This window comes from Paenarthrobacter sp. 22069, from assembly GCF_052046035.1.
In the GTDB taxonomy this organism is placed as follows: domain Bacteria; phylum Actinomycetota; class Actinomycetes; order Actinomycetales; family Micrococcaceae; genus Arthrobacter.
In genome coordinates this window covers 34,022-48,869 of sequence record NZ_JBQEQF010000023.1, presented here as the reverse complement: position 1 = coordinate 48,869, position 14,848 = coordinate 34,022, and the positions used below count along the sequence as shown (strand labels likewise).

The following is a 14,848-nucleotide window of genomic DNA, read 5'->3' as shown; positions in this document are numbered from 1 at the left end:
ATGCATACCTACCGATATTTATGCATCGAAATGGGAGGTTCCCGGTTCTTGGGTAAGGAGTGCCGGTGTCCCTACGATGGTTCCGGCAGCCGGGGCCGGAGATTCCGGGTCCCGCGAAAGGAGAGCCATGACGCACGCAATCGTCGCACGGCAGGCAGGCGGACCGGAAGTCCTTGACTACGCCGAGGTTGAAACTCCGGTTCCCGGGCCGGGCCAGCTGCTGTTCAGGGTGGGGGCGGCCGGCGTCAACTTCATTGACACCTACAAGCGCAGCGGCACCTACAAGGTGCCCTACCCCTTCGTCCCCGGCACGGAAGCGGCAGGCACGGTGGAGGCCGTGGGCGACGGCGTGACCGGCTTCGCGGTGGGCGACCGCATTGCCACAGCCGAGGGCATCGGCTGCTACGCCGACTATGCGCTGGTGGATGAGGATGCGGCGCTGCCCGTACCGAAGGGCCTGGACGTCTTCACCGCCGCCGCCCTCCCCCTGCAGGGTGTCACAGCCCACTACCTGATCAACTCCACGTTCAAGGTGGAACCGGGGCACACGGTGTTGCTGCACGCCGGCGCAGGGGGTGTGGGTCTGCTCCTGATCCAGTTGCTCAAAGCCAAGGGCGCGCGGGTCATCACCACCGTGTCCAACGATGAGAAGAAAGCCCTAGCCCTCGAGGCCGGGGCGGACCACGTGCTGCGCTACGAGGGCTTCCCGCACCACGTGCGCGAACTTACCGGCGGGACCGGCGTTGATGTGGTGTACGACGGCGTGGGGAAGGATACCTTCGACGGCTCGCTGGCTGCGCTGCGGGTGCGCGGCATGCTGGTGCTGTTCGGCGCGGCGTCGGGTCCGGTGCCGCCGTTCGATCCGCAACGGCTCAATGCCGCCGGGTCGCTGTTCCTGACCCGCCCCACGATGGGCCACTACCTGCGGGACGCTGCGGAGCGGCGCTGGCGCGCGGACGAGGTCTTTGCTGCCGCGGCCGACGGCAGCCTGAAGGTCCGGATCGGTGCGCGCTATCCGCTGAGCCAGGCCGCCCAGGCGCACCGGGACCTGGAAGGCCGCAAGACCACGGGCAAGGTCCTCCTGGTGCCCTGACAGGTACTTACAGGCCAACGACAAAGTCCCCGCAACCACTCAAGGTTGCGGGGACTTGTGGCTTCCGGAAGCGTCCAGTCAGCGCTGGACAGCTCCGAAGCGTTCGGCGGTCAGGGCAACGGCGCTCTCGCGCGCTGCGGAGGCTTCGTCGGCGGTCAGCGTACGGTCGGCGGCACGGAACCGGAGCCCGAACGCCAGGGACTTCTTGCCGTCCTCGATGCCCTTTCCTGCGTAGACATCGAACAGGGCCACATCCTCCAGCAGTTCACCGGCGCCTTCACGCAGCGCGGCGAGGACGTCGTCGGCGGGAACCTCGGACGGAACCACGAGTGCAACGTCCTGGGTTGCCACGGGGAACGTGGAAATGTGCCGCGCCACGATGACATCCGGTGCGGCCTCGAACAGCGCGTCAGCGTTGATCTCCAGCGCGACGGAACGGGCAGGCATGTCCGAGGCGGCGAGCAGCTTGGGGTGCAGTTCGCCCGCATAGCCGACGGTCTGCCCGGTGTGCAGGGCAAGGCGGGCCGTGCGGCCGGGATGGAAAGCCTGGTGCCGGCCCTGGGTGACCACGAGGTCGACGCCGAGGACGTCGCCCGCGAGCCGGGCGACATCGAGCGCGTCGGCCCAGTCCCACGCCCGGGGGGTGTGCGTCGCAGCAGCCGGCGAATCATGGCCGGTGAGGACCGCGGCAAGGTGGAACGGCTGGTCAGGGACGCCGTCGTACAGCGCGTCCAGCACCTCATCGGCAGGCTTTACGCCCAGCGGCGGGATGGAGGCGGTCCCAACGGTTTCACCCGGCAGGAACACGAGGCCGGATTCGAACAGGGCGAGGTCCCGGAAGCCGCGTGAATGGTTCCGCTTGGCCACCTCGATCAGCCCCGGCAGGATGGAGGTGCGCAGGTAACCCTGCTCTTCGCTGATGGGATTGGCCAGCTTGACGGCACTGCGGCCGGCACCCTCTTCCGCGGTTCCGAAGGTGTCGTTGGCGGCTTTGGAGACGAACGGGTAGGCCAGGACTTCCGTGAGGCCGGCGTCTGCCAGTGCCTGGATCAGGCGGCGGCGCTGTTGCTGGACGCGGGTGAGGCCGCGGCCGGGCGGGGCCACGGGCAGGGTGGCGGGGATCTTGTCGTAGCCCACCAGCCGGGCAACTTCCTCGGTCAGGTCCTCTTTGGTCTCCAGGTCGCTGCGCCAGCTCGGCGGTGTCACCGTCCAGCCGCCGTCGTGCTTCACCACAACCGCGCCCAGGTCCTCGAGCGAGGTGACGATCTGTTCCTCGGTGAAGTCGATGCCGATGCGTGCCGCAGCGAAGCCTGCCGGCAGTTCGATGGTGATGGTTTCCGGCGGGGTGCCCACGTCGGTGCCGGCGTCGTCGGCCGTTCCGCCGGCGAGCTCCACCAGGAGGTCCACCACGCGCTGGGCGGCGATGCCGGCCACCTGCCAGTCCACGCCGCGTTCGAACCGCTTGGATGCCTCGGACGGCAGCTTGTGCCGGCGCCTGGAGCGTCCGATGGACACCTCGTCGAAGTGCGCCGCCTCCACCAGGATGTTCGACGTCGAATCGCCCACCTCGGTGGCCGCACCGCCCATGACGCCGGCGATGCCGATGGCACCGGAGTCGTCGGTGATGAGCAGGTCCTCGGCGTCAAGGCTGCGTTCCTTGCCGTCGAGGGTGGTGATCTTCTCCCCCGCGGCCGCGCGGCGCACCACGATGTCGCCGGAGAGCGTGTCCAGGTCGTAGCAGTGTGTGGGCTGGCCCAGCTCAAGCATGACGTAGTTGGAGATGTCCACGGGCAGGGAGATGGAGCGGATGCCTGCCAGCCGAAGCCGCGAGACCATCCACGGCGGGGTGGGCTTGGTCGCATCCACGCCGCGGACGGTGCGCGCCACGAAGCGGTCGCAGCCCGGCTTGCCGTAAATGGGGGCATCATCATTGAGCTTGACGCCGTACCCGCCGGACAGTTCCGCGGGTGCCTGGACCTTGCCGGCAGGGTCCGTGAAGGCCGTACCGGTGGCGTGGGCGTACTCCCGGGCCACGCCACGGATGGAGAAGGCGTAGCCGCGGTCGGGAGTGACGTTGATTTCCGCGGCCTCGTCGTACAGGCCCAGCAGCTCCATGGCGTCGGTGCCCACTTCCGGGTCCAGCCCGATGCGGGACAGCACCAGGATGCCGTCGTGGTCCTCGCCGATGCCCAGTTCGCGGACGGAGGCAATCATGCCGGCCGAGAGGTGGCCGTAGGTCTTTCGGGCCGAGATGCGGAAGTCGCCGGGCAGCACGGCGCCGGGCAGGGTCACCACCACCTTGTCGCCCTCCACGAAGTTGTGGGCACCGCAGATGATGCCCTGGACACCGGACGGGTCGATACCGTCCCCGGTAAGGGTCTGTTCCTGTCCCTCGGGGACAACCCGGACATGGCACCAGTTGATGGTCTTGCCGTTGGTCTGGGGTTCCTTGACCAGGCTCAGGACCTGGCCCACCACGACGGGACCCTGCAGGGTGTCCGTGGGGCGGTGGACGGCTTCTTCCTCGAAACCGACCTTGACCAGCTCGGCCATGACGTCTTCGGCCGTTGCATCGGCCGGTACTGCCGCGAATTCACGCAGCCAGGAAAGTGGGATACGCACTGTTAGATCTCCATCCCGAAGTGCTCGCTGAACCGTACATCGCCTTCGATCATGTCGCGCATGTCCCCTACTTCATTGCGGAACATGAGGGTGCGCTCGATGCCCATGCCAAAGGCGAAACCTGAATAGACGTCCGGATCGATGCCGGCGGCGCGCAGGACGTTCGGGTTGACCATGCCGCAGCCGCCCCACTCGATCCAGGCCGGGCCGCCCTTGGCGCCGGGGTGGAAGATGTCCAGCTCGGCGGACGGTTCGGTGAAGGGGAAGTAGTTGGGGCGAAGCCGGATCTGGGCTTCCTCGCCGAACATCTGCCGGGCGAAGTGCTCAAGGGTGCCGCGCAGGTCCGCCATGCTGAGGTTCCTGTCGATGGCCAGGCCCTCGAACTGGTGGAACACCGGGGTGTGGGTGGCGTCCAGTTCATCGGTACGGAACACCTTGCCAGGGCACAGGACGTAGATGGGTACCTCGCGCTCGAGCATCGAACGCACCTGCACCGGCGAAGTGTGGGTGCGCATCAGCAGGTGGGCTTCGGGAGGTTCCACGAAGAAGGTGTCCTGCATTTCCCGGGCCGGGTGGTCAGGTTTGAAATTCAGTGCGTCGAAGTTGAACCATTCCGATTCCACCTCGGGACCCTCGGCGATTTCCCAGCCCATGCCCACGAAGATGTCGGCCACGCGGTCCTGCAGGGTTGACAGCGGGTGGCGGGCGCCGGCACGGCGGCGGCGCGGCGCGGCCGTGACATCCACCGTCTCCTCCACCAGGATGCGGGCGTCGTTTTCGGCCTCCAGCACCACGGTGCGATCGGCGAGCGCCTTGTTCACGCGGCCGCGGGAGGCTCCCATCAGCTTTCCGGCGAGCGCCTTCTGGTCCTTGGGCAGGCGGCCGATCTCCCGGTTGGCCAGGCTGAGCGGGGACTTCTCGCCGCTGTGGGCCAGGCGCACCGCCTTCAGCTCGTCAAGGGTGGCCGCACCGGCGATGGCGGTGATGGCCTGGTCTACAGCGGCGTTAATGGCGGCCTCATCCGTGGGGTTCGGGATGTCGGCGCCCGGCAAAGTTTCAGTCATCTACTGTTCTTAGCTACGAGTCGTGGCTGCCGGCGGCAGGGGCAGCCACGGACGGTTTCCCGCCCGGCGCGTCCGCCGCTGGCAGGTCATGGATGAATGCGCTGAACGTCAGTGTCATTCAATGACCAGGTCAGGGCTCGCCGGCAGGACCGGCGGCCACTGCCCTCCAGTCTAGTTGAACCCTCCGGCTACCATGGCCTCATGACTTTGCGGCAGCGGCCGGGTTTCCTGGGCGGCCCGACGACGGCCCAGCGGCTCAGGCGCGCAGCAAACCTCCTCAACGGGAGCACCCTGGCCGGGCTCGCCGTCGCCCTCGCCGCGCGGACGCGGATCAGCCGCGGCCCGCGCGGAATGATCATCGCTGCCGGCTACCCCTGGCGCCTGCCGTTCGCACACGCCTACACCCTGGGCAACGTGGTGCTGTGCCGCTGCACGGCCGGGGACCTGCTGTCCCGGCCCGCGCTCCTGGAACACGAGGAGAGGCATTGCACCCAGTACGCGTGCTGCTTGGGCCTGCCCTTTATCCCGCTGTACCTGGTGGCTGCCGCGTGGTCGATGCTGCGGACGGGAAACCCCGGGACGGCGAACATTTTTGAACGCAGGGCAGGGCTGGCAGCCGGCGGCTATCCGCTCACGGCAGGCAGGAAAGCGTGATGGTCCCTGAATCCTTGGCGAATGGCCGGGCGGGAACCATCACCCTCACCGGAGCGGGGTGGGCAGAGACGGCCCCGGACCTGATGCTTGTTTCGGTTGGCGTGGAGTGCCGCGCCGCATCAGTGGAGGACGCCTGGGCGGCGGCCACCGGGGGCCTGCGGGAGGTTGGCGCTGCGCTCCGCAGCCGCGGCGTAGCCCCCGCGGACATCCGTTCGACAGGCTTGGCCGTCCGCCCCGATCTGGCCTGGCGGGACGGCGAGGGCCAAAAGCTCGTGGGCTATGTGGCAGCCGGCAGCCTGTCGGTCCGGCTGCGGGACCTCCCTGGGGCGTCCGCCATCATTTCCGCTGCAGTCGGCGCGGCCGGTGACACTGTCCGGCTGAACCACCTGCAGCTGGTCCTCTCCGACGACTCCGCGGTTCGGGCAGAGGCCCGGGAGGCTGCCTGGCAGGACGCACTCCGCAGCGCCGGCCAGTATGCGGCGCTGGCCTCCGGCCGCCTCGGACGGGTGCTGTCCGTGGACGAGTCCCGCCCCGCCCCGGGACCGGTTCCGCTGGCAGGGCTGCAACGGGCTTCCGCAGCCGAAGGACCGCCAATCGAACCCGGACTGAACCGGGTGGAGGCCGCCGTAACGGTCACGTGGGAGCTGGCAACCTAGGACATCGCCGTGTGCGGCGCCTTGACATTTATTCGAACATGTTTTCGAATGGGAATCATGAGATGGGAAGCACAGGCCTTGGTGCCCACCCCGGATGCTCCTGCTGAAGCACGCCCGGCGCTGCTTCCGCTGGTGGGGCTGGTACGCTCCGTCACCACCCCTGAGTTCGCCGGCATCACCTTCCACGAGGTCACCGCCAAATCGGTGCTCAACAGGGTTCCCACAGGGTCGAAGATGCCCTTCGAATGGACGGTCAATCCGTACCGCGGCTGCAGCCACGCCTGCGTCTACTGCTTTGCCCGCAAAACCCATACGTACCTGGATTTCGACGCCGGCATGGACTTTGACAGCCAGGTGGTGGTGAAGGTGAACGCAGCGGAGGTCCTGCGGAAGGAATTGGCCAAGCCATCCTGGTCCCGGCAGCAGGTGGCGCTGGGCACCAATACCGATCCCTACCAGCGGGCGGAGGGAAGGTACCGGCTCATGCCCGGCATTATCGCCGCCCTGGCGGAGTCCGACACGCCACTGTCCATCCTGACCAAGGGGACGCTGCTGGCGCGCGACATTCCGTTGCTCAAGAGCGCGGCCACGCAGGTTCCCGTGGGTCTGGGCATATCCCTGGCCATGACCAATGAGGCCCTGTCAGAGGCGATCGAGCCCGGTACCCCCGGGCCGAGGGCGCGGCTCAAACTGGTGTCGCGGCTTCGCGAGGCCGGCCTTCCCTGCGGGGTTATGGCCATGCCCATCCTGCCGTGGCTGTCCGACAGCGACGAAGCCCTGGACGCCCTTTTCGGGTCCCTGGCGGCCGCCGGCGCAACCGGGGTCAGCGCAGGCGCGCTGTACCTGAAGCCGGGCACCAGGGAATGGTTCATGAAGTGGATCGCTGCCCACCACCCCGAACTGGCCGGCAAATACCGGCGGCTGTACGGGACCGGTTCCTACGCCACAAAGGAATACCGGACGTGGCTGGCGGGCAGGGTGCGCTACTTCAAGGCCCGCCACGGCTTCACGCATTCCTCCGGCTTCAGCCACCGCGACCTGGACGATCCGCGGGCGGAGGAAGCGGAATACCCTGCGGGCATCATTCCTGACCGGGCTGGCGGCGCCTCCACTGCCGGTTCCTCGCGGCCTGCCCCGTCACAGCCAGGACAGGCGGTGCAGGACTCGCTGTTCTAGGTGTCGCTGTTCCAGGTGTCGCTGTTTTAGGTGTCGCTGTTTTAGGTGTCGCTGGTCCAGCCCCAAGGAGCACACGGTCTTCCCGGCTACAACCTGCCGGCCCGTCTTATCCTTCGTTCCGGCCTTCCGGCACCAGCGCCGCCACATTGTCCAGGAGCGCCCGCACAATCGGATAGTCGGCAGGGATCCAGGCCAGGCCAAGGATCGCATCCCGGTCATTGAGTCCAAACCAGCGCAGTTCATCATGGTCTTCAAGCGGCCGGGGTTCGCCCCCTGTGACCTCGGCGAACCACACCCGCATTCGCGCGCGATCATTGAGGGGCCAACCACCCGGTTCCTCCGCGGGCAGTTCACGCCCCAGCCGCACGCCGACGCCCAGTTCCTCGGCCAGCTCACGGATCAGCGCCGCTTCAGGTTCCTCGCCGGGTTCCACCTTGCCGCCGGGGAACTCCCACAGCCCTGCCAGGTGCTCCGGTGCGCTCCGCCGTGCCACCAGCAATGCGGCCGGATCAGCCAGCTGGTCCACCACGGCTGCGCCCACTACCTCAATCAGTCCAGTCACCGGCCCATTCTATGGGCCACAATGGAAGGGTTCCGGAACAGCGCTTCCGCCCATCCCGGGCAGGCCGCAGGGAATAGGCCCTGCTGGCCCGGGGTTTGACCCAATGTTCGGAGCCCTGCCCCATTGCCGTGGCATCCACCCCTTCAGTCGACCCCTTTGAGAAGCAGGCACATGAGCAGCGTCCTTACCCCCTCCACGGCAACCAAAACCAAGACCCCCCGTGTGGGGATGGCCATCTTTGCTCTCGCCATGGGCGGGGTTGGGATCGGCGTCACCGAGTTCACCATGATGGGTCTGCTGAAGGAAGTGGAACAGGGGCTGGCCATCAGCACCCCCGAGGCCGGGAACCTGATCTCCGCCTATGCGCTGGGCGTGGTGGTGGGAGCCCCACTCCTGGCTGCCGTCGGCGCAAAGCTCCCCCGCAAGAAACTCGCGCTGGGGCTCCTGCTGTTTTTCACCATCGCCAATCTGGCCTCATACCTGGCCCCTGACTACGGGTCAATGCTGTTGTCCCGCTTTGCCGCCGGACTGCCGCACGGGGCCTTCTTCGGGGTTGCCGCAGTGATCGCCGCGTCCCTGGTCCCGGCCACCCGGCGGGGCTGGGCCATTTCCATGGTCATGGCCGGGCTCAGCGTCTCCAACGTCGTGGGAGTTCCCTTCGCCACCTGGGTCGGCCAAACCTACGGCTGGCGGCTGCTGTTTGTCCTCGTGGGTGCAATCGGCCTGCTGGCCCTGGTTCTCGTCTGGAAATTCGTGCCCTTCCAACATGCCCACCCGGATGCCAGCATCCGGCGCGAGCTTGGGGCGCTCAAGCGCCTCCAGGTGTGGCTCGCGCTCCTGGTTGGCATCGTGGGTTTCGGCGGCTTCTTCGCCACCTACACCTACATTGCCCACACCATGACCGCTGTCGCCGGCATCCCGTCCGCCCTGATCCCCGTGGTGGTGGCGCTGTACGGGCTGGGCATGGTGGCGGGGAACGTCATCGGCGGCCGTCTTGCCGACAAATCGGTCATGGGCACGCTGTACAAAGTCCTGCCGGCCATTGCCGTGGCCCTCGTGGTGTACGCGGTGGCAGCGCACTGGGCGTGGAGTGCCATGGTCATGGTGTTCGTGGTGGGTGCTTCGGGCTCCATGCTGATTCCGGCCCTGCAGACCCGCCTGTTGGACGCTTCCCCTGACGCGCCCTCGCTGGCGTCATCCCTCAACCATGCAGGACTCAACGTGGCCAATGCCCTCGGAGCATTCCTGGGCGGCCTCGTCATCGCCCTCGGATGGGGCTTCACAGCCCCCGCCCTGGTCGGTGCCGTCCTGGCCGTCCTGGGCTTCGGCGTCGCCCTCCTCAGCGGGCTGCTGGAACGGAAGAAGCCGCTGGGTGCCTGAATTCAGGGCAGATCCGGCCACGCCCGGCCGTCTGCGCCGCTGCTAACGATGCGGCAACGCCGCCGTCCGGGCTACTGACTTTGCGGGGCCCTTATGTTAGCTTGAGGCTCATCGGGACTGTTAATCCCGGTCACAATAAGGAGGAGACATGGGTTTTCTTGCTTGGATTATTTTGGGCCTGATTGTCGGGGCCATCGTTAAAGCCGTAATGCCCGGACGGGTCGGCGGCGGCTGGGTAACCAGCCTCATCCTGGGTGTGGTTGGAGCCATTGTCGGCGGCTGGATTGGCAGCCTCCTGTTCAACAAGGGCGATCTTGCCTTCTTCGACCTTGGCACCTGGATTCTCGCTATCGTCGGCGGCCTGGTTGTTGCCGGCATCTACGGAGCAGTCACCGGACGCGGACGAGCCAGCCGCGCACCCTGATCGCTCTGTCAACGAATAACCGATGGGCCCCGGATATCCGGGGCCTTTTCTTATGCCCCCGGACTTCTCCGGTGCCCCGCACATGCGGGTCCACCGCATAGTGGGCGGCGGAAGATTTCCCGCCCGGCCGCCGTCGTCCTTTCCTACCCTGCCGGGTCCTGTTCCCCCGCTGCGCCGGCGCCCATGGCAATTTCTGCTCCCCCGGCAGCTTCTGCCCGGCGCTGGGAGCGGGCACTGGCGTAGAGGCAGACGGTAGCCGCCGTCCCCAGATTGAGGCTTTCGGCAGCGCCATAGACGGGGACCGCAACGCGGTGGTCAGCCAGTTCCAGCTCTTCGTCGGAGAGTCCCTGGGCCTCGTTGCCGAAAAACCAGGCGGTGGGTCCGGCAAGGTCGTACACCGAGTCCGGCCCAAATCCGGTAAGTCTGCGGCGGGCGCTCTCGTCCTGCAGAACGTCGAGGTCCAACTGGCCGTAACCGTCCGCGGCGAGGACGCCAATGCCGCGGGCCTTGCACTCAGCCGCCAGTTCCGCGGGATCCACGGCCAGGACGACGGGCAGGTGGAACAGTGAACCGGCGGTGGAGCGGACAGCCTTCGGGTTGTAGATGTCCACGCTGGACGCGGTGAACACCACAGCATCGGCGCCGGCTGAATCGGCTGCGCGCAGGACCGTTCCCGCGTTCCCTGGATCCCGTACCTGGCAGAGAACGGCGATAAGGCGGGGGCCGGCGTCGAGAACGTCCGCCAGGGTGACGTCGACGAAGCGGCAGACGGCCACGATGCCCTGGGGGTTGACGGTGTCTGCCATGGCCGCCAGGACCTCATCCGTGGCCAGCCGCGCGTTGGTGCCTTCGGCGAGCTCTTCGAATTCGGGAAAGCGGTCAAGGCAGCTTTCGCTGGCGAAGACCTCAGTGACCACTCCGGGCGCTCCCGCCGCGAGGCGCTGCTGGTGGAGTTTGAGGGCTTCCCGGACGGCCTGGGGCCCCTCGGCAAGGAACTGGCCCCGCTTTAAACGGGCCGGGCGCCCTGCAAGCTTTGCCACGTCCCTGACCCGATCGGCTCGGGGGTTGGACAGTGGAAGATCTTGCGGGCGCCCGGATTCGTTCATACAAGAACTGTAGTAGCTGACGCTTCCAGTTCCTGAACCGGCCCCTCAGGCGAGGGGCGAGCAGCGGCTGCTAGGCTGCGGCAACCTTCTTGGCGGAGGTGTCTGCCGGCAGGGAGTCCTTGGCCACCTGGACCAGTGCGGCGAAGGCGTTGGCGTCGGAGACGGCAAGCTCGGCCAGCATGCGGCGGTCAACCTCGACCTCAGCGGCCTTCAGGCCCTGGATGAGGCGGTTGTAGGTGAGGCCGTTGGCGCGGGAAGCAGCGTTGATGCGCTGGATCCACAGGCGGCGGAAGTCACCCTTCTTCTTCTTGCGGTCGCCGTAGCTGTACACAAACGAGTGCAGCAGCTGTTCCTTGGCTTTGCGGTACAGGCGCGAACGCTGTCCGCGGTAGCCCTTCGCCCGTTCAAGAACAACCCGGCGCTTCTTGTGGGCGTTGACCGCCCTCTTCACACGTGCCACGTGCGTACTCCTTCGAAAATCTGATCCCAAGCATCTGTTGCCGGTGTTCCGGCGGCCTGAGAAGGCTGTTTGGCAGGTGACGGACCACCGGTGGGCGGTCCATCAATAAACTTGGAAACTAGATGCCGAGCATCTTCCGGATGACCTTGGCATCGCCCTTGAAGACGATCTTGTCGCCGGCAAGGCGGCGGGTCAGGCGGCTGGACTTGTGCTCCAGGTAGTGGCGGCGGTTGGCCTGCTGGCGGCGCAGCTTGCCGCTGCCGGTCAGCTTGAAGCGCTTCTTGGCACCACTGTGGGTCTTCATCTTCGGCATGGGAACCGATCTCCTAACGTGTCTGCGGGCCCGGGGGCCGGCAGTTCTATCGCGCAGCCACCCCTGCGGGCAGCATGCTGGTTGCTGACTGCCGGGGCTTGCCCCGGCAGCTGTGAACTAGTTGGTCTTCTTACCTGCCGGCTTCGGCACTGCCTTGGGAGCAGGGCGGGCAGCAGGCTTCGGTGCAGCGGGCCTTGCCACCGGCTTCGGCGGCGCAGGCACGGCCGCTGGCTTCGGCGCGGCCGGCGCGGCAGCTTCGGGCTTGGCAGCAACCGCAGGCCTGGGCGCCGGAGCGGCGGCCTTCGGTGCAGCAGCCTTCGGCGCTTCGACCTTAGGTGCAGCAGCCTTCGGCGCTTCGGCCTTAGGTGCTTCAGCCTTGGGTGCTTCCTGCTTCGGAGCAGCCGCAGCCTTCGGGGCCTCCTGCTTGGGAGCTTCAGGTACCTCAGCCGTGGCGGTGTCCGCCTCAGGAGCTTCCCTGGCGGGAGCTTCCGGCTCGGTGGACACGGTGAAGCCTTCAGGCAGGAGATCCGCCAGTGACTGCGTCATCGGGGCCTGATCGTCGCCGGAGGTGTCAACCCGTCCCGCGGCCTTGGCTTCGTTCTGCGCCTTGGCTTCGGCACGCTGGGTGGCCCGCCGCGCTTCAGCCTTGGCCTCGGCCTTGTTCTTCAGCGGGCCAACCACCATGACCATGTTGCGGCCGTCGATGCGGGGGCTGGACTCCACGACGCCGACTTCGGCGACGTCGTCCGCGAAGCGCTGGAGCAGGCGGATGCCCATCTCCGGACGCTGCTGCTCACGGCCACGGAACTGGATCATGGCCTTGACCTTGTCCCCGGCTCCGAGGAAGCGGAGGGCGTGGCCGCGCTTGGTCTCGTAGTCGTGGGTGTCGATCTTCAGGCGGAAGCGGATTTCCTTCAGAACGGTGTTCGTCTGGTTCTTCCGTGCTTCACGCGCCTTGACTGCGGCCTCGTACTTGTACTTGCCGAAGTCCATCAGCTTGCACACCGGAGGCTTCGCCTGAGGTGCGACTTCAACGAGATCAAGGTCGGACTCGGCAGCCAGGCGCAGGGCATCCTCAATGCGGACGATTCCTACCTGTTCACCTGCAGGGCCGACCAGCCGCACCTCGGGGACGCGGATACGCTCATTGATTCTTGGCTCGCTAATGTTAAAGCTCCTGTGGTTGATGTGGTTTCCGGCAAACAGAGAAGGCCCCCAATTGCCGGAGCAATCGAAGGCCTCAAAAAAGGTTGGCCGGCGCACCCCGCAAAGGGGCTGCACGCGCACGGTCCCGGCAATGCCGGTCCGTGCCCAACCAGGTACCCGGCAACCTTACGTCCCGGGCGGGTTCCAATGGAACGCCTGGGACAGCGGCTGACGCGGGTGGGAGAGATCTCCGCTTGCAAACTGAATGCCATTCTACAGAAAAAATTCCCGCCAACGCCGGAAAGCGCTGTTGGGAACCTGATTGTTTGGGACAATCCCTGAAATAACGACATCCAGTCGGTCTGTGTCAAGCTTACCAGTATGAGCACCCCAGACAGTAATTCACACGTCTTCGAGCCGGCTGAGGCAGGCGCAGACGTTTCCCAGCAGATCCGGGACATCTCGGAGGTTCCGGCCATCGAGGTCATCACCACGGCAGCGGTGCACCTGATGAGCGCCGCCGCCGTAAAGCTTGGCCTGGCGGCTGAGGACAACGCAGCCGAGCTGAAGGACCTTGACGAGGCCCGCAAACTCATCACCGCACTGGCTGGCCTTGTCACCGCGGCTGCCCCCGAAATCGGGTCCCAGCACGCGGGTCCGTTGCGCGACGGCCTCCGGTCACTCCAGCTGGCGTTCCGTGAGGAGTCCCTGATTCCGGACGCTCCGGGCAAGGGCCCGGGCGAAAAGTACACCGGGGCAGTCAACTAAGGAAGTACTCCCACAGCAGCGTCCGACGGCGGGACGGCCTTTNCGTCCCGCCGTCGTCGTTTCCCCGGCAGAGTGTCCGGGGCGACTCTTGAGCCTGTCAGGCGGCTGCCCGCCGGCGGCGCTGCTGAAGAACCAGCCCCACCAGGCACAGCACCACCCCAGCGGCACCCACGGACAAGAAGCCGCCGGAAGGTCCCATGACGTCGATGAAAATCCCGGCCAGCGGTGAACCAAGCGCAACGCCGGCGGTCAGGGCCGATCCGTACCAGCCCATCGCCTCGCCGCGCCGTTCCTCTGAAACCAGGTCCGCAACCTTCTCGGATGCCGCGGACAGGACAGGAGCGCACAGGAGGCCCGGCAGGACGGAAATGAGCGCCAGCGTCCACGTGTCGTGGGCGAATGCCATGGGCATGGTCAGCGCGGCCATGCCCAGCAGCAGGATGATGGGCGGGATGGGCCGGTGCATGGCGCCGTAGATCAGTCCGCCCACCACCGACGCGGCGCACCAGAAGACGAAGACTATGCCGATCTCGCGCTGGTGGCCGCCGATCTCCAGCGCGGCGACAATGCCCACGTCCGTGCCGCTCAGGACCATTCCGGCACCGGCGGCCACGGCAAACAGTGCCGCGACCGTGGCCGTGAACCAGGCGAAGCCGCCCGCCAGCTTTCCGCGGAGCCCGTACTGCGCGGCTGTTGTGGCTGCGCCCGCCGGTGCGAGCTCTGCTGCTGCTTCCTGGACGTGGGCCGGTGCAGCGGAGACGACGGCGGCTTCCGCGGCGTGTTGCTCGTCCTCGGCGCACTCGGCTGTCAGGTCCTGGCTGCGGGTGGGCGGGTTGAACCACATCAGGAGCAGACCGGCGAGGGAGGTCGCCACACCCACTACGGTCAGCCCGGCGGTGGTGAACCCGCTGGTGGCCACCACGGCTCCCGCGGCGGGGCCGATCATGAACACCATTTCCGTGGTGATGGCGTCGAGGGCAAAGGCGGTCCGCCGCTGGTCACCTTCGGCCAGGACGCCGAGGGATTGCCGCACGACGCTGAAGATGGGCAGCGTGAGCAGGCCGCCCACAAAGACGAGTGGAAGCAGCCATTGGTAGGGCACGTGCGGCACCACTGACCAGATCACTGTCTCCGAGATCACGGACGGGATAAGCGCGGTACGCAGGCCCACGGTGTCCACGCGCCTGCCCCGCCACGGGGCGCCGAGGGCGATGCCAATGGTCATGACGGCCGCGGCGGCACCGGCGGCCGCGTACCCCTGGCCCAGGGTGAGCACGATGTGCAGGGTCAGCAGCACTCCGGCAGCCGAGTGCGGGATGCGGGCAATCATGCCCACCAGCAGCAGCCGGCGGATTGGCCGGATGGCGAGCAACTCCCGGTAGAGAGCGAAATTCACGAAGCGGTCCTTCACGGTATGCCGGAGC

The 14,848-nt window shown here is 67.0% G+C and carries 15 protein-coding genes; 7 read left to right on the top strand and 8 right to left on the bottom strand.

The window, feature by feature from the left end; genetic code table 11:
• Positions 1–127 precede the first annotated feature (127 nt).
• Positions 128–1,093, top strand: coding sequence for a quinone oxidoreductase family protein (locus ACTJK0_RS17570; RefSeq protein ID WP_110544876.1), 966 nt, complete (start codon positions 128–130; stop codon positions 1,091–1,093).
• A 78-nt stretch (positions 1,094–1,171) separates the two neighbouring features.
• On the opposite strand, the gene pheT is transcribed toward ACTJK0_RS17570, so the two are convergent.
• Positions 1,172–3,715: a phenylalanine--tRNA ligase subunit beta gene (gene pheT, locus ACTJK0_RS17565; RefSeq protein ID WP_440746063.1), complete on the bottom strand. Its 2,544-nt coding sequence runs from the start codon at positions 3,713–3,715 to the stop codon at positions 1,172–1,174.
• Positions 3,716–3,717: 2 nt separating this feature from the next.
• A complete protein-coding gene (pheS, locus tag ACTJK0_RS17560; protein WP_110544872.1) occupies positions 3,718–4,779 on the bottom strand; it encodes a phenylalanine--tRNA ligase subunit alpha in 1,062 nt (353 codons plus the stop codon).
• Positions 4,780–4,980: 201 nt separating this feature from the next.
• Between pheS and ACTJK0_RS17555 the strand changes: the two genes are divergently transcribed.
• The 3 genes from ACTJK0_RS17555 to ACTJK0_RS17545 are packed head-to-tail and all read left to right on the top strand — an operon-like array spanning position 4,981 to position 7,265.
• Complete coding sequence (locus ACTJK0_RS17555) at positions 4,981–5,433, top strand: hypothetical protein (RefSeq protein WP_110544871.1); 453 nt, start codon at positions 4,981–4,983, stop codon at positions 5,431–5,433.
• Positions 5,433–6,089, top strand: coding sequence for an SIMPL domain-containing protein (locus tag ACTJK0_RS17550; protein ID WP_440746062.1), 657 nt, complete (start codon positions 5,433–5,435; stop codon positions 6,087–6,089). The genes ACTJK0_RS17555 and ACTJK0_RS17550 overlap by 1 nt, the downstream gene beginning before the upstream one ends.
• 57 nt (positions 6,090–6,146) lie before the next feature.
• Positions 6,147–7,265 carry an Rv2578c family radical SAM protein gene (locus ACTJK0_RS17545; RefSeq protein WP_440746061.1) on the top strand — a complete coding sequence of 373 codons (1,119 nt, stop codon included), beginning with the start codon at positions 6,147–6,149 and terminating at the stop codon, positions 7,263–7,265.
• Between the two features lie 106 nt (positions 7,266–7,371).
• Here the strand turns inward: ACTJK0_RS17545 and ACTJK0_RS17540 are convergent, their stop codons facing one another.
• Positions 7,372–7,827, bottom strand: a complete 456-nt coding sequence (locus tag ACTJK0_RS17540) for a (deoxy)nucleoside triphosphate pyrophosphohydrolase (protein WP_110544868.1) — start codon at positions 7,825–7,827, stop codon at positions 7,372–7,374.
• Between the two features lie 171 nt (positions 7,828–7,998).
• On the opposite strand from ACTJK0_RS17540, the gene ACTJK0_RS17535 reads away from it, so the two are divergent.
• Both ACTJK0_RS17535 and ACTJK0_RS17530 read left to right on the top strand, forming a co-directional pair.
• The gene (locus ACTJK0_RS17535; RefSeq protein ID WP_110544866.1) at positions 7,999–9,207 is read left to right on the top strand and encodes an MFS transporter; all 1,209 of its coding nucleotides are present in this window, start codon (positions 7,999–8,001) and stop codon (positions 9,205–9,207) included.
• A gap of 148 nt (positions 9,208–9,355) precedes the next feature.
• Positions 9,356–9,631, top strand: a complete 276-nt coding sequence (locus ACTJK0_RS17530) for a GlsB/YeaQ/YmgE family stress response membrane protein (protein WP_110544864.1) — start codon at positions 9,356–9,358, stop codon at positions 9,629–9,631.
• A gap of 143 nt (positions 9,632–9,774) precedes the next feature.
• Here ACTJK0_RS17530 and ACTJK0_RS17525 read toward each other — a convergent pair whose 3' ends face one another.
• The 4 genes from ACTJK0_RS17525 to infC all read right to left on the bottom strand — a co-directional run bounded on the left by ACTJK0_RS17525 (position 9,775) and on the right by infC (position 12,635).
• Positions 9,775–10,737, bottom strand: a complete 963-nt coding sequence (locus ACTJK0_RS17525; protein WP_440746060.1) for a TrmH family RNA methyltransferase — start codon at positions 10,735–10,737, stop codon at positions 9,775–9,777.
• A 70-nt stretch (positions 10,738–10,807) separates the two neighbouring features.
• Positions 10,808–11,197 (bottom strand): 50S ribosomal protein L20, encoded by a 390-nt coding sequence (gene rplT, locus ACTJK0_RS17520; protein WP_018763610.1) that lies wholly within the window; start codon positions 11,195–11,197, stop codon positions 10,808–10,810.
• Positions 11,198–11,315: 118 nt separating this feature from the next.
• Positions 11,316–11,510 carry a 50S ribosomal protein L35 gene (gene rpmI, locus ACTJK0_RS17515; protein ID WP_009358635.1) on the bottom strand — a complete coding sequence of 65 codons (195 nt, stop codon included), beginning with the start codon at positions 11,508–11,510 and terminating at the stop codon, positions 11,316–11,318.
• A 117-nt stretch (positions 11,511–11,627) separates the two neighbouring features.
• Entirely contained in the window at positions 11,628–12,635 is a 1,008-nt protein-coding gene (gene infC, locus ACTJK0_RS17510) for a translation initiation factor IF-3 (protein ID WP_440746059.1), read from the bottom strand.
• A 402-nt stretch (positions 12,636–13,037) separates the two neighbouring features.
• Between infC and ACTJK0_RS17505 the strand changes: the two genes are divergently transcribed.
• On the top strand, positions 13,038–13,424 hold the full coding sequence (locus tag ACTJK0_RS17505; protein ID WP_440746058.1) for a DUF1844 domain-containing protein: 387 nt from the start codon (positions 13,038–13,040) through the stop codon (positions 13,422–13,424).
• A 97-nt stretch (positions 13,425–13,521) separates the two neighbouring features.
• Here ACTJK0_RS17505 and ACTJK0_RS17500 read toward each other — a convergent pair whose 3' ends face one another.
• Positions 13,522–14,820, bottom strand: coding sequence for an MFS transporter (locus tag ACTJK0_RS17500; RefSeq protein WP_440746057.1), 1,299 nt, complete (start codon positions 14,818–14,820; stop codon positions 13,522–13,524).
• Positions 14,821–14,848 lie beyond the last annotated feature (28 nt).

Excerpts from the sequence above, each read along its gene's own strand:
- ACTJK0_RS17570 (WP_110544876.1), top strand. The coding sequence starts at position 128 with ATGACGCACGCAATCGTCGCACGGCAGGCAGGCGGACCGGAAGTCCTT.
- pheS (WP_110544872.1), bottom strand. The coding sequence starts at position 4,779 with ATGACTGAAACTTTGCCGGGCGCCGACATCCCGAACCCCACGGATGAG.
- ACTJK0_RS17555 (WP_110544871.1), top strand. The coding sequence starts at position 4,981 with ATGACTTTGCGGCAGCGGCCGGGTTTCCTGGGCGGCCCGACGACGGCC.
- ACTJK0_RS17550 (WP_440746062.1), top strand. The coding sequence starts at position 5,433 with ATGGTCCCTGAATCCTTGGCGAATGGCCGGGCGGGAACCATCACCCTC.
- ACTJK0_RS17545 (WP_440746061.1), top strand. The coding sequence starts at position 6,147 with ATGAGATGGGAAGCACAGGCCTTGGTGCCCACCCCGGATGCTCCTGCT.
- ACTJK0_RS17535 (WP_110544866.1), top strand. The coding sequence starts at position 7,999 with ATGAGCAGCGTCCTTACCCCCTCCACGGCAACCAAAACCAAGACCCCC.
- ACTJK0_RS17530 (WP_110544864.1), top strand. The coding sequence starts at position 9,356 with ATGGGTTTTCTTGCTTGGATTATTTTGGGCCTGATTGTCGGGGCCATC.
- ACTJK0_RS17525 (WP_440746060.1), bottom strand. The coding sequence starts at position 10,737 with ATGAACGAATCCGGGCGCCCGCAAGATCTTCCACTGTCCAACCCCCGA.
- rpmI (WP_009358635.1), bottom strand. The coding sequence starts at position 11,510 with ATGCCGAAGATGAAGACCCACAGTGGTGCCAAGAAGCGCTTCAAGCTG.
- ACTJK0_RS17505 (WP_440746058.1), top strand. The coding sequence starts at position 13,038 with ATGAGCACCCCAGACAGTAATTCACACGTCTTCGAGCCGGCTGAGGCA.